Below are 13,504 nucleotides of genomic sequence, written 5' to 3'. Positions count from 1 at the left end.
ACATCATGAAACTCTTTGCCCAGGGCACTTCACTGGACCTTAGCCATCCTCACGTAATGGGGATCCTCAACGTTACGCCTGATTCCTTTTCGGATGGCGGCACGCATAACTCGCTGATAGATGCGGTGAAACATGCGAATCTGATGATTAACGCTGGTGCGACGATCATTGACGTTGGTGGCGAGTCCACGCGCCCAGGGGCGGCGGAAGTTAGCGTTGAAGAAGAGTTGCAGCGTGTTATTCCTGTGGTTGAGGCAATTGCTCAACGCTTCGAAGTCTGGATCTCGGTAGATACTTCCAAACCAGAAGTCATCCGTGAGTCAGCGAAAGTTGGTGCTCACATTATTAACGATATTCGCTCCCTTTCCGAACCTGGCGCTCTGGAAGCTGCTGCAGAAACCGGTTTGCCAGTTTGCCTGATGCATATGCAGGGAAATCCAAAAACCATGCAGGAAGCCCCGAAGTATGACGATGTCTTTGCGGAAGTGAATCGCTACTTTATTGAGCAGATAGCTCGTTGTGAGCAGGCGGGTATCGCAAAAGAGAAATTGTTGCTCGACCCCGGATTCGGTTTCGGTAAAAATCTCTCCCATAACTATTCATTACTGGCGCGCCTGGCTGAATTTCACCATTTCAACCTGCCGCTGTTGGTGGGTATGTCACGAAAATCGATGATTGGGCAATTGCTGAACGTGGGGCCGTCCGAGCGCCTGAGCGGTAGTTTGGCCTGTGCGGTCATTGCCGCAATGCAAGGTGCGCACATCATTCGTGTTCATGACGTCAAAGAAACCGTAGAAGCGATGCGGGTGGTGGAAGCCACTCTGTCTGCAAAGGAAAACAAACGCTATGAGTAATCGTAAATATTTCGGTACCGATGGGATTCGTGGTCGTGTAGGGGATGCGCCGATCACCCCTGATTTTGTACTTAAGTTGGGTTGGGCCGCCGGTAAAGTGCTGGCGCGCCACGGCTCGCGTAAGATCATTATTGGTAAAGACACGCGTATTTCTGGCTATATGCTGGAGTCAGCACTGGAAGCGGGTCTGGCGGCTGCGGGCCTTTCCGCACTCTTTACAGGCCCGATGCCTACACCTGCCGTGGCTTATCTGACGCGTACCTTCCGCGCAGAGGCCGGGATTGTAATTTCTGCATCGCATAACCCATTCTACGATAACGGCATTAAATTCTTTTCTATTGACGGTACTAAGCTGCCGGATGCAGTTGAAGAAGCCATCGAAGCGGAAATGGAAAAAGAGATCAGCTGTGTTGATTCGGCAGAACTGGGTAAAGCCAGCCGTATCGTTGATGCTGCGGGTCGCTATATCGAGTTTTGCAAAGCCACGTTCCCGAACGAACTTAGCCTCAGTGAACTGAAGATTGTGGTGGATTGCGCAAATGGCGCGACTTATCACATCGCGCCGAACGTGCTGCGTGAACTGGGGGCGAACGTTATCGCTATCGGTTGTGAGCCGAACGGCGTAAACATCAATGCCGAAGTGGGGGCAACTGATGTTCGTGCGTTACAGGCGCGCGTACTGGCTGAAAAAGCAGATCTTGGTATCGCCTTTGACGGTGACGGCGACCGTGTGATTATGGTTGACCATGAAGGCAATAAAGTCGATGGCGACCAGATTATGTATATCATCGCGCGCGAAGGTCTGCGTCAGGGCCAACTGCGTGGTGGCGCGGTGGGTACATTGATGAGCAACATGGGGCTGGAACTCGCCCTGAAACAGCTAGGAATTCCGTTTGCTCGTGCGAAAGTGGGTGATCGCTACGTACTGGAAAAAATGCAGGAGAAAGGCTGGCGTATCGGTGCAGAGAATTCTGGTCATGTGATCCTGCTGGATAAAACCACAACCGGTGACGGCATCGTTGCTGGTTTGCAGGTGCTGGCGGCGATGGCGCGTAACCATATGAGCCTGCACGATCTTTGCAGCGGCATGAAAATGTTCCCGCAGATTCTGGTTAACGTGCGTTACACCGCAGGTAGTGGCGATCCGCTGGAGCATGAATCAGTCAAAGCCGTGACCGCAGAAGTTGAAGCTGCGCTGGGCAGCCGCGGACGTGTGCTGTTGCGTAAATCCGGCACCGAGCCATTAATTCGAGTGATGGTGGAAGGCGAAGACGAAGCGCAGGTGACTGAATTTGCACACCGCATCGCCGATGCAGTAAAAGCCGTTTAACGCGTTAGATAACTGGCTAAAAAGGCGGCGATTGTCGCCTTTTTTCTCAGCGAACACATCGGTTTTGCTGTTTTTTTCCGCAGTTGATACAATGCGATAAAATTGCCCTTGCGAAGGTCATTCGCTTTGGTTAGTATTCACACCCGCTTCAGTGGGAAAGATTAAAAACTCCCGCTTTATTGGTTGAAGCATTGGTACGCGGCAACTCCGCAAGGAACAGGTTGATTATGTACGAAGCTCTTTTAGTAGTTTTCCTTATTGTGGCAATTGGCCTTGTTGGTCTGATCATGCTGCAGCAAGGTAAAGGCGCTGATATGGGAGCCTCCTTCGGAGCAGGCGCTTCCGCTACGCTGTTTGGTTCAAGTGGTTCTGGTAACTTCATGACCCGCATGACGGCGCTGCTGGCAACGTTATTCTTCATCATCAGTCTGGTGCTGGGTAACATCAATAGCAACAAAACCAATAAAGGTAGTGAATGGGAAAACCTGAGTGCACCGGCCAAAACCGAACAAACTCAGCCAGCTGCTCCGGCTAAGCCGACCAGCGATATCCCGAACTAAAAAGTAGTATCCGTGCCGAGGTGGTGGAATTGGTAGACACGCTACCTTGAGGTGGTAGTGCCCAATAGGGCTTACGGGTTCAAGTCCCGTCCTCGGTACCAAATTCCAGAAAAGAGACGCTGAAAAGCGTCTTTTTTCGTTTTGGTCCTGGTCTGAGGAATGGTTGTCAGGTATCTGTATCTCGTCCAGTTGCTTTACTCGTAGCTGGTACTTTGAAACGATGGTGCCGGTACGCCTTAGTTATAAACTTTTCCCTACTGCTGACATAATTGGCACTTTATTGTGTCAACTCCAGTTCCGGTACGAATACGGATATGTTTACTTCTCGATAAACCATCCTGCTCCTGTCAGTATAACTACTGATGGCTACGTTCTGCGTAATGTTTAGAGACGCATTGATAATGTTATTTAATTACTGAGAACAATGGCCGCATCATTTAAAAAGAAAAAACTAACAGTGTTTCGGTCTGAAATGGATCAGCGTTGAAAAACATGTCTGATATAAAATTGAACATTGTTGATAATTGTTTATATTGGTTGTGAACTTGGATTTCTGGATGACAGTATTCAACAAATTTGTTAGAAGTTTTAAATCTCATTGGTTGTTGTATCTTTGTGTTATTGTTTTAGGTATTACGAACTTAGTCGCCTCTTCCGGAGCGCATATGGTTCAGCGATTGCTGTTCTTCGTTCTGACCATCCTGGTTGTTAAACGTATATCATCCCTTCCGCTTCGCCTGCTTGTTGCCGCACCATTTGTGTTACTGACAGCGGCAGACATGAGTATTAGCCTCTATTCATGGTGTACCTTTGGTACAACTTTCAATGATGGATTTGCGATTAGTGTGCTGCAGAGTGATCCGGATGAAGTTGTCAAAATGCTGGGGATGTATATCCCTTATCTATGTGCTTTTGCCTTTTTATCCCTTCTTTTTTTGGCAGTAATAATAAAATATGATGTTTCCTTGCCGACGAAAAAAGTGACAGGAATATTATTGCTGATTGTCATTTCGGGCAGTTTATTTTCCGCTTGTCAATTTGCTTATAAAGATGCAAAAAATAAAAAAGCGTTCAGTCCATATATACTAGCGTCGCGATTTGCTACCTATACACCGTTTTTCAATCTCAATTATTTTGCTTTAGCAGCGAAAGAGCATCAAAGATTACTCTCAATTGCAAACACGGTGCCGAATTTTCAATTATCAGTCAGGGATACAGGTATTGATACCTACGTGTTGATTGTGGGGGAGTCTGTACGTGTCGACAATATGTCTTTGTATGGATATACACGCTCTACGACACCGCAAGTCGAAGCACAAAGAAAACAGATCAAACTGTTTAATCAAGCAATAAGCGGTGCACCTTACACTGCGCTGTCGGTTCCCCTTTCTTTAACTGCTGATTCTGTTTTGAGTCATGACATTCATAATTACCCGGACAACATTATTAATATGGCTAATCAAGCAGGATTTCAGACTTTCTGGCTAAGCTCGCAATCCGCTTTTCGGCAGAATGGTACAGCAGTTACCAGTATCGCCATGCGCGCCATGGAAACAGTCTATGTCAGAGGATTTGATGAATTGTTGTTGCCGCATTTATCGCAAGCGTTACAGCAAAAGACGCAGCAAAAGAAACTGATTGTTCTTCATTTAAATGGAAGCCATGAACCGGCTTGTAGCGCCTATCCGCAATCCAGCGCCGTGTTTCAACCACAGGACGATCAGGATGCCTGCTATGACAACTCCATTCATTACACAGATAGTTTGCTAGGTCAGGTTTTTGAATTATTAAAAGATCGCCGAGCCTCGGTCATGTATTTTGCCGACCATGGCCTGGAACGCGACCCGACGAAGAAGAACATTTATTTTCATGGAGGCAGGGAGGCCAGCCAGCAGGCATATCATGTTCCGATGTTTATCTGGTATAGCCCCGTTCTTGGGGATGGCGTGGATCGCACAACGGAAAACGATATCTTTTCCACTGCTTACAATAATTACCTTATTAATGCGTGGATGGGGGTAACAAAGCCGGAACAGCCGCAAACGCTGGAGGAAGTGATTGCACACTATAAAGGAGACTCACGGGTTGTAGATGCAAACCATGATGTTTTCGATTTTGTGATGCTAAGAAAGGAGTTTACTGAGGATAAGCAAGGTAACCCCACCCCTGAAGGGCAGGGTTGATGTCGAATTACTGGCCTTTATTTTCCAGATTCTCCACCTGCGGCACGCCCGAAGCGGCAGAGGAGGAAAGCAGGCCAGTTTTGGCATAACCGAAAAGTTTCTCGCGGGTATCGGTGATATCCAGGTTGCGCATGGTCAGTTGACCGATACGATCATCTGGCGAGAACACCGAGTCGCCTTTTTCCATCGTCAGACGCTCTGGCTTGTAGGTCAGATTGTCAGAGACGGTATTAAGGATGGAGTAATCGTTCCCGCGGCGCAGTTCCAGGGTAACTTCACCAGTGATCTGGCTGGCAACCCAGCGTTGCAGGGAGTCACGCAGCATCAGCGCCTGGGAATCAAACCAACGTCCCTGGTACAGCAAACGGCCCAACTGACGACCATGCGCGTGATACTGCTCAATGGTGTCTTCGTTGTGAATACCGGTCAGCAGACGTTCATAAGCAATATGTAGCAGCGCCATCCCCGGAGCTTCGTAAATACCACGGCTTTTCGCTTCGATGATACGGTTTTCGATCTGGTCGCTCATGCCCAGGCCATGACGACCGCCGATGCGGTTAGCTTCCAGCATCATTTCTACATCGTCGCTAAAGGTTTTACCGTTCAGCGCCACCGGATGACCTTGCTCAAAGCGTACTGTGACTTCTTCTGCCGGGATCTTCACACTCTCATCCCAGAACTTCACGCCCATAATCGGGTTGACGATTTTGACGCTGGAGTTGAGGTATTCCAGATCCTTCGCTTCGTGTGTAGCACCAAGCATGTTGGAGTCCGTGGAGTAGGCTTTTTCGACAGACATTTTGTAGTCGAAACCGCAGGCAATCATAAATTCAGACATTTCATGACGGCCGCCCAGTTCATCAATAAAGTCAGTATCAAGCCACGGTTTGTAAATCTGCAGTTCAGCATTGGTCAGCAGACCGTAACGATAGAAACGTTCGATATCGTTTCCTTTATAGGTGCTGCCGTCACCCCAGATATTCACGCCATCTTCTTTCATGGCAGCAACCAGCATGGTGCCGGTCACGGCGCGGCCCAGCGGCGTCGTGTTGAAATAGGTCAGGCCGCCGGTGGTGTTATGAAATGCGCCACACTGAATAGCGGCAATACCTTCGGCAACCAGTTGTTTGCGGCAGTCGATCAGACGTGCGTTCTCCGCGCCGTATTCCATGGCACGACGAGGGATCGCATCATAATCCTCTTCGTCTGGCTGGCCCAGGTTTGCAGTATATGCATAAGGAACCGCTCCCTTTTGTCGCATCCACAGCAGTGCGGCACTGGTGTCCAGACCGCCGGAAAAAGCGATACCAATACGTTGACCTACCGGGAGATGCTTGAGAATCGTCGTCATAAAATAACACCCTGCTTAATTAACTGATGATGAGCCTGGATTTCCGCTCTCACTGAATTTTTATGCAAAATAAATGAGTTTTCATTTAATCATCTTTTATCGGTGACAGGAAGAGTTTAGTGTGTTTTTTGTAAAATAATGCGCTTAAGGAGGAGCAGTAGAGGGCAAAAGTATTCGACAAACGAAAGTGAACTGGATATTCATTCACGTGATTAGCAATAAATGTTGACAAAATGTGGCGTGGATCACTATAATGCCTGCAGATTTTACGTCCCGTCTCGGTACACCAAATCCCAGCAGTATTTGCATTTTTTACCCAAAACGAGTAGAATTTGCCACGTTTCAGGCGCGGGGTGGAGCAGCCTGGTAGCTCGTCGGGCTCATAACCCGAAGGTCGTCGGTTCAAATCCGGCCCCCGCAACCACTTTCCCTTAGAGTCCTTTTTCAAATATACTGTGAAGACTTCGGCCTTCGTAGTGGGATTTGAAAAAATCCTTCTGGAAAGTGCTCCAGACCGCAGTTGCGGTTATAGGGTTCAGTTATATAAAGCCCCGATTTATCGGGGTTTTTTGTTATCTGACTACAGAATAACTGGGCTTTAGGCCCTTTTTTTATGTCTTGGGGGTGGGCTTGTCCACATTAGAGCAAAAATTAACAGAGATGATTACTGCGCCAGTTGAGGCCCTGGGTTTTGAACTGGTTGGCATCGAGTTTATTCGCGGTCGCACATCCACACTGCGCATCTATATTGATAGTGAAGATGGCATCAATGTTGATGATTGTGCTGATGTGAGCCACCAGGTAAGTGCTGTGCTGGATGTCGAAGATCCCATCACCGTTGCTTATAACCTGGAAGTCTCCTCACCGGGTCTCGATCGCCCACTGTTCACGGCTGAACACTACGCCCGTTTCGTCGGAGAAGAGGTGACTCTGGTTCTCCGTATGGCGGTACAAAACCGTCGTAAATGGCAGGGCGTTATCAAAGCGGTAGACGGTGAAATGATCACAGTTACCGTCGAAGGTAAAGATGAAGTGTTCGCGCTGAGTAATATCCAGAAGGCGAACCTGGTTCCCCACTTTTAATAGTCTGGATGAGGTGAAAAGCCCGCGATGAACAAAGAAATTTTGGCTGTAGTTGAAGCCGTCTCCAATGAAAAGGCGCTGCCTCGCGAGAAAATTTTCGAAGCGTTGGAAAGCGCGCTGGCTACAGCAACCAAGAAAAAATACGAACAAGAGATCGACGTTCGCGTACAAATCGATCGCAAAAGCGGTGATTTTGACACCTTCCGTCGCTGGCTGGTAGTTGATGAAGTCACCCAGCCAACGAAAGAAATCACTCTTGAAGCTGCGCGCTTTGAAGATGAAAGCCTGAATCTGGGCGATTACGTTGAAGATCAGATTGAGTCTGTTACCTTTGACCGTATCACCACCCAGACGGCAAAACAGGTTATTGTGCAGAAAGTGCGTGAAGCCGAACGTGCGATGGTGGTTGATCAGTTCCGTGAACACGAAGGTGAAATCATCACCGGCGTGGTGAAAAAAGTAAACCGCGACAACATCTCTCTGGATCTGGGCAACAACGCTGAAGCCGTGATCCTGCGTGAAGATATGCTGCCGCGTGAAAACTTCCGCCCTGGCGACCGCGTTCGTGGTGTGCTCTATTCCGTTCGCCCGGAAGCGCGTGGCGCACAACTGTTCGTCACCCGTTCCAAGCCGGAAATGCTGATCGAACTGTTCCGCATTGAAGTGCCGGAAATCGGCGAAGAAGTGATTGAAATTAAAGCAGCGGCTCGCGACCCGGGTTCTCGTGCGAAAATCGCGGTGAAAACCAACGATAAACGTATCGATCCGGTAGGTGCTTGCGTAGGTATGCGTGGCGCGCGTGTTCAGGCGGTTTCTACTGAACTGGGCGGCGAACGTATCGATATCGTCCTGTGGGATGATAACCCGGCGCAGTTCGTGATTAACGCAATGGCACCGGCAGACGTTGCTTCTATCGTGGTGGATGAAGATAAACACACCATGGATATCGCCGTTGAAGCCGGTAATCTGGCGCAGGCGATTGGCCGTAACGGTCAGAACGTGCGTCTGGCTTCGCAGCTGAGCGGTTGGGAACTCAACGTGATGACCGTTGACGACCTGCAGGCTAAGCATCAGGCAGAAGCGCACGCAGCGATCGACACCTTCACCAAATATCTCGACATCGACGAAGACTTTGCGACTGTCCTGGTAGAAGAAGGCTTCTCGACGCTGGAAGAACTGGCCTATGTGCCGATGAAAGAGCTGTTGGAAATCGAAGGCCTTGATGAGCCGACCGTTGAAGCACTGCGCGAGCGTGCTAAAAATGCACTGGCCACCATTGCACAGGCCCAGGAAGAAAGCCTCGGTGATAACAAACCGGCTGACGATCTGCTGAACCTTGAAGGGATAGATCGTGATTTGGCATTCAAACTGGCCGCCCGTGGCGTTTGTACGCTGGAAGATCTCGCCGAACAGGGCATTGATGATCTGGCTGATATCGAAGGGTTGACCGACGAAAAAGCCGGAGCACTGATTATGGCTGCCCGTAATATTTGCTGGTTCGGTGACGAAGCGTAATAAACTGTAGCAGGAAGGAACAGCATGACAGATGTAACGATTAAAACGCTGGCCGCAGAGCGACAGACCTCCGTGGAACGCCTGGTACAGCAATTTGCTGATGCAGGTATCCGGAAGTCTGCTGACGACTCTGTGTCCGCACAAGAGAAACAGACTTTGATTGACCACCTGAATCAGAAAAATTCAGGCCCGGACAAATTGACGCTGCAACGTAAAACACGCAGCACCCTTAACATTCCTGGTACCGGTGGAAAAAGCAAATCGGTACAAATCGAAGTCCGCAAGAAACGCACCTTTGTGAAACGCGATCCGCAAGAGGCTGAACGCCTTGCTGCGGAAGAGCAAGCGCAGCGTGAAGCGGAAGAGCAAGCCCGTCGTGAGGCAGAAGAATCGGCCAAACGTGAGGCGCAACAAAAAGCTGAACGTGAGGCCGCAGAACAAGCTAAGCGTGAAGCTGCTGAACAAGCGAAACGTGAAGCTGCGGAAAAAGACAAAGTGAGCAATCAACAAGACGATATGACTAAAAACGCCCAGGCTGAAAAAGCCCGCCGTGAGCAGGAAGCTGCAGAGCTCAAGCGTAAAGCTGAAGAAGAAGCGCGTCGTAAACTCGAAGAAGAAGCACGTCGCGTTGCTGAAGAAGCACGTCGTATGGCGGAAGAAAACAAATGGACTGATAACGCGGAACCGACTGAAGATTCCAGCGATTATCACGTTACTACTTCTCAACATGCTCGCCAGGCAGAAGACGAAAGCGACCGTGAAGTCGAAGGCGGCCGTGGCCGTGGTCGTAACGCGAAAGCAGCGCGTCCTAAGAAAGGCAACAAACACTCTGAATCAAAAGCCGATCGTGAAGAAGCACGCGCAGCAGTACGTGGCGGTAAAGGCGGGAAACGTAAAGGTTCTTCGCTGCAGCAAGGCTTCCAGAAGCCAGCTCAGGCCGTTAACCGTGACGTTGTGATTGGCGAAACCATCACCGTTGGCGAACTGGCGAACAAGATGGCGGTTAAAGGTTCTCAGGTCATCAAAGCGATGATGAAACTGGGCGCAATGGCAACCATCAACCAGGTTATCGATCAGGAAACCGCACAGCTGGTTGCTGAAGAGATGGGCCACAAGGTTATCCTGCGTCGTGAAAACGAGCTGGAAGAAGCGGTAATGAGTGACCGTGACACAGGTGCTGCGGCTGAACCGCGCGCGCCGGTTGTGACCATCATGGGTCACGTTGACCACGGTAAAACCTCTTTGCTGGACTACATTCGTTCAACGAAAGTGGCCTCTGGCGAAGCGGGCGGCATTACCCAGCATATTGGTGCATACCACGTTGAAACTGAAAACGGCATGATCACCTTCCTGGACACCCCGGGGCACGCCGCGTTTACTTCAATGCGTGCACGTGGTGCGCAGGCAACGGACATCGTAGTCCTGGTTGTTGCTGCCGACGACGGCGTAATGCCGCAGACCATCGAAGCAATTCAGCACGCGAAAGCGGCAGGCGTGCCGGTTGTGGTTGCAGTGAACAAGATCGACAAACCAGAAGCCGATCCGGATCGCGTTAAGAACGAACTCTCCCAGTACGGCATCCTGCCGGAAGAGTGGGGCGGTGAAAGCCAGTTCGTACACGTGTCTGCGAAAGCAGGTACCGGTATCGATGAACTGCTGGACGCTATCCTGCTGCAGGCAGAAGTTCTGGAACTGAAAGCGGTACGTAAAGGTATGGCGAGCGGTGCGGTTATCGAATCCTTCCTCGATAAAGGTCGTGGTCCGGTTGCTACCGTTCTGGTACGTGAAGGTACTCTGCACAAGGGCGACATCGTTCTGTGTGGTTTCGAATACGGTCGTGTTCGCGCAATGCGTAACGAAATGGGTCAGGAAGTGCTGGAAGCAGGTCCGTCCATTCCAGTTGAAATCCTTGGCTTGTCCGGTGTTCCGGCAGCGGGTGACGAAGTTACCGTAGTGCGTGACGAGAAGAAAGCACGTGAAGTTGCACTGTATCGTCAGGGCAAATTCCGTGAAGTTAAACTGGCACGTCAGCAGAAATCGAAACTCGAGAACATGTTCGCCAACATGACCGAAGGCGAAGTTCACGAAGTGAACATCGTTCTGAAGGCAGACGTTCAGGGTTCCGTGGAAGCGATCTCCGACTCCTTGCTGAAACTGTCTACTGACGAAGTTAAAGTGAAGATTATCGGTTCTGGCGTAGGTGGTATCACCGAAACCGACGCTACCCTGGCTGCGGCGTCCAACGCCATCCTGGTTGGCTTCAACGTACGTGCTGATGCCTCTGCACGTAAAGTGATTGAAGCGGAAAGCCTGGATCTGCGTTACTACTCCGTCATCTATAACCTGATCGACGAAGTGAAAGCGGCGATGAGCGGTATGCTGTCTCCGGAACTGAAACAGCAGATTATCGGTCTGGCGGAAGTTCGTGACGTGTTCAAATCACCGAAATTTGGTGCCATCGCAGGTTGTATGGTTACTGAAGGTGTGGTTAAACGTCACAACCCGATCCGCGTTCTGCGCGACAACGTGGTTATCTACGAAGGCGAACTGGAGTCCCTGCGCCGCTTCAAAGATGACGTTAACGAAGTCCGTAACGGTATGGAATGTGGTATCGGCGTTAAGAACTACAACGACGTGCGCACTGGCGATGTGATCGAAGTATTCGAAATCATCGAGATCCAACGTACCATCGCTTAAGGTTTTTAGGGTTCCATGCGGGATAAGGCGTTTACGCTGCATCCGGCATGGATTGCCTGATGCGACGCTGGCGCGTCTTATCAGGCCTACGTGAACAGCCCTTCCACCTGAAATTAATTTTAAAAAGGGGCTAACAGCCCCTTTTTTGTCAGGAGAATTTATTATGGCGAAAGAATTTGGTCGCCCGCAGCGCGTAGCGCAGGAAATGCAAAAAGAGATCGCTCTCATCCTGCAGCGTGAAATTAAAGATCCTCGCCTGGGCATGATGACCACCGTTTCCGGTGTCGAAATGTCTCGCGACCTGGCGTATGCCAAAGTATATGTGACGTTCCTCAACGACAAAGATGAAGATGCGGTTAAAGCGGGCATCAAAGCGTTGCAGGAAGCTTCTGGTTTTATCCGCAGCCTGCTGGGTAAAGCGATGCGCTTGCGTATCGTGCCGGAACTGACCTTCTTCTACGACAACTCGCTGGTTGAAGGGATGCGTATGTCAAACCTGGTGACCAGCGTGGTCAAACATGACGAAGAACGTCGTGTTAATCCGGACGACAGCAAGGAGGACTAATGAGTCGTCCTCGTCGTCGCGGTCGCGACATTAACGGCGTTTTGTTGCTGGATAAACCACAGGGTATGTCCAGCAACGATGCACTGCAAAAAGTGAAACGGATTTATAACGCCAACCGTGCCGGACACACTGGCGCGCTGGATCCGCTGGCGACCGGCATGCTGCCGATTTGCCTCGGGGAAGCCACCAAGTTTTCCCAGTATCTGCTGGACTCTGACAAACGCTATCGGGTGATTGCGCGTCTTGGACAGCGTACCGATACTTCTGATGCCGACGGACAAATCGTTGAAGAACGTCCGGTAACCTTTAGTGCAGAGCAACTGGCGGCGGCACTGGATACTTTCCGTGGTGATATCGAACAGATCCCATCGATGTATTCAGCACTGAAATACCAGGGCAAAAAACTGTACGAATATGCGCGTCAGGGAATTAAAGTCCCGCGTGAAGCACGCCCGATTACCGTTTATGAATTGCTGTTTATTCGCCACGAAGGCAATGAACTGGAGCTGGAAATTCACTGCTCAAAAGGCACCTATATCCGCACTATCATTGACGATCTCGGCGAAAAACTCGGCTGTGGCGCGCATGTTATTTACCTGCGTCGCCTGGCTGTAAGTAAATATCCGGTTGAACGGATGGTGACTCTGGAACATCTGCGTGAACGGGTTGAGCAAGCCGAGCAGCAGGATATTCCGGCAGCGAAGTTACTTGATCCATTACTGATGCCAATGGACAGTCCAGCTTCGGACTATCCGGTGGTGAATCTTCCGTTAACGTCTTCTGTTTACTTCAAAAATGGTAACCCGGTTCGTACATCCGGTGCGCCGCTGGAAGGACTGGTTCGCGTTACAGAAGGTGAGAATGGCAAGTTTATCGGTATGGGCGAAATTGACGATGAAGGCCGCGTTGCGCCTCGTCGCCTGGTGGTTGAATACCCGGCGTAATGTTAACCGTCTTGCGATAACAAGTCGCTACGAGTAGAATACTGCCGCTTAACGTCGCGTAAATTGTTTAACACTTTGCGTAACGTACACTGGGATCGCTGAATTAGAGATCGGCGTCCTTTCATTCTATATACTTTGGAGTTTTAAAATGTCTCTAAGTACTGAAGCAACAGCTAAAATCGTTTCTGAGTTTGGTCGTGACGCAAACGACACCGGTTCTACCGAAGTTCAGGTAGCACTGCTGACTGCACAGATCAACCACCTGCAGGGCCACTTTGCAGAGCACAAAAAAGATCACCACAGCCGTCGTGGTCTGCTGCGCATGGTTTCTCAGCGTCGTAAACTGCTCGACTACCTGAAACGTAAAGACGTAGCACGTTACACCCAGCTCATCGAGCGCCTGGGTCTGCGTCGCTAATTCT

General features: G+C 50.1%; 11 protein-coding genes and 2 tRNA genes. 12 read left to right on the top strand and 1 reads right to left on the bottom strand.

What is annotated here, in order from left to right:
• The first annotated feature begins 5 nt into the window (after positions 1-5).
• The 5 genes from folP (at position 6) to HEN33_RS06325 (ending at position 4,927) form a co-directional block, all read left to right on the top strand.
• Positions 6-854: a dihydropteroate synthase gene (gene folP, locus HEN33_RS06345; RefSeq protein WP_000764731.1), complete on the top strand. Its 849-nt coding sequence runs from the start codon at positions 6-8 to the stop codon at positions 852-854.
• Positions 847-2,184, top strand: coding sequence for a phosphoglucosamine mutase (gene glmM, locus HEN33_RS06340; RefSeq protein WP_000071137.1), 1,338 nt, complete (start codon positions 847-849; stop codon positions 2,182-2,184). Before folP ends, glmM begins: the two co-directional genes overlap by 8 nt.
• Positions 2,185-2,411: 227 nt before the next feature.
• Positions 2,412-2,744, top strand: coding sequence for a preprotein translocase subunit SecG (gene secG, locus HEN33_RS06335; protein ID WP_001295556.1), 333 nt, complete (start codon positions 2,412-2,414; stop codon positions 2,742-2,744).
• A gap of 14 nt (positions 2,745-2,758) precedes the next feature.
• Positions 2,759-2,845, top strand: a tRNA-Leu gene (locus HEN33_RS06330).
• A 456-nt stretch (positions 2,846-3,301) separates the two neighbouring features.
• Positions 3,302-4,927 carry a phosphoethanolamine transferase gene (locus HEN33_RS06325; protein WP_176262726.1) on the top strand — a complete coding sequence of 542 codons (1,626 nt, stop codon included), beginning with the start codon at positions 3,302-3,304 and terminating at the stop codon, positions 4,925-4,927.
• Positions 4,928-4,934: 7 nt separating this feature from the next.
• On the opposite strand, the gene argG is transcribed toward HEN33_RS06325, so the two are convergent.
• The gene (gene argG / locus HEN33_RS06320) at positions 4,935-6,278 is read right to left on the bottom strand and encodes an argininosuccinate synthase (protein ID WP_000207675.1); all 1,344 of its coding nucleotides are present in this window, start codon (positions 6,276-6,278) and stop codon (positions 4,935-4,937) included.
• A 347-nt stretch (positions 6,279-6,625) separates the two neighbouring features.
• On the opposite strand from argG, the gene HEN33_RS06315 reads away from it, so the two are divergent.
• The 7 genes from HEN33_RS06315 (at position 6,626) to rpsO (ending at position 13,500) form a co-directional block, all read left to right on the top strand.
• Positions 6,626-6,702, top strand: a tRNA-Met gene (locus tag HEN33_RS06315).
• A gap of 206 nt (positions 6,703-6,908) precedes the next feature.
• On the top strand, positions 6,909-7,361 hold the full coding sequence (gene rimP, locus HEN33_RS06310) for a ribosome maturation factor RimP (protein ID WP_001300397.1): 453 nt from the start codon (positions 6,909-6,911) through the stop codon (positions 7,359-7,361).
• 27 nt (positions 7,362-7,388) lie between these two features.
• Positions 7,389-8,876, top strand: a complete 1,488-nt coding sequence (gene nusA / locus HEN33_RS06305; RefSeq protein ID WP_001031046.1) for a transcription termination factor NusA — start codon at positions 7,389-7,391, stop codon at positions 8,874-8,876.
• A gap of 24 nt (positions 8,877-8,900) precedes the next feature.
• On the top strand, positions 8,901-11,573 hold the full coding sequence (gene infB, locus HEN33_RS06300; protein ID WP_000133052.1) for a translation initiation factor IF-2: 2,673 nt from the start codon (positions 8,901-8,903) through the stop codon (positions 11,571-11,573).
• Positions 11,574-11,736: 163 nt separating this feature from the next.
• A complete protein-coding gene (gene rbfA, locus HEN33_RS06295; protein ID WP_001040205.1) occupies positions 11,737-12,138 on the top strand; it encodes a 30S ribosome-binding factor RbfA in 402 nt (133 codons plus the stop codon).
• Complete coding sequence (gene truB / locus HEN33_RS06290) at positions 12,138-13,082, top strand: tRNA pseudouridine(55) synthase TruB (protein WP_176262725.1); 945 nt, start codon at positions 12,138-12,140, stop codon at positions 13,080-13,082. The genes rbfA and truB overlap by 1 nt, the downstream gene beginning before the upstream one ends.
• Positions 13,083-13,230: 148 nt before the next feature.
• Complete coding sequence (gene rpsO / locus HEN33_RS06285; protein WP_000059466.1) at positions 13,231-13,500, top strand: 30S ribosomal protein S15; 270 nt, start codon at positions 13,231-13,233, stop codon at positions 13,498-13,500.
• Positions 13,501-13,504: the final 4 nt, after the last annotated feature.

The sequence above is a fragment of the Escherichia sp. 94.0001 genome (assembly GCF_013369155.2).
Classification (GTDB): Bacteria; Pseudomonadota; Gammaproteobacteria; order Enterobacterales; family Enterobacteriaceae; genus Escherichia; species Escherichia coli_F.
This window is presented reverse-complemented; position numbering and strand designations above follow the sequence as displayed.

Excerpts from the sequence above, each read along its gene's own strand:
- folP (WP_000764731.1), top strand. The coding sequence starts at position 6 with ATGAAACTCTTTGCCCAGGGCACTTCACTGGACCTTAGCCATCCTCAC.
- glmM (WP_000071137.1), top strand. The coding sequence starts at position 847 with ATGAGTAATCGTAAATATTTCGGTACCGATGGGATTCGTGGTCGTGTA.
- secG (WP_001295556.1), top strand. The coding sequence starts at position 2,412 with ATGTACGAAGCTCTTTTAGTAGTTTTCCTTATTGTGGCAATTGGCCTT.
- HEN33_RS06325 (WP_176262726.1), top strand. The coding sequence starts at position 3,302 with ATGACAGTATTCAACAAATTTGTTAGAAGTTTTAAATCTCATTGGTTG.
- argG (WP_000207675.1), bottom strand. The coding sequence starts at position 6,278 with ATGACGACGATTCTCAAGCATCTCCCGGTAGGTCAACGTATTGGTATC.
- nusA (WP_001031046.1), top strand. The coding sequence starts at position 7,389 with ATGAACAAAGAAATTTTGGCTGTAGTTGAAGCCGTCTCCAATGAAAAG.
- infB (WP_000133052.1), top strand. The coding sequence starts at position 8,901 with ATGACAGATGTAACGATTAAAACGCTGGCCGCAGAGCGACAGACCTCC.
- rbfA (WP_001040205.1), top strand. The coding sequence starts at position 11,737 with ATGGCGAAAGAATTTGGTCGCCCGCAGCGCGTAGCGCAGGAAATGCAA.
- truB (WP_176262725.1), top strand. The coding sequence starts at position 12,138 with ATGAGTCGTCCTCGTCGTCGCGGTCGCGACATTAACGGCGTTTTGTTG.
- rpsO (WP_000059466.1), top strand. The coding sequence starts at position 13,231 with ATGTCTCTAAGTACTGAAGCAACAGCTAAAATCGTTTCTGAGTTTGGT.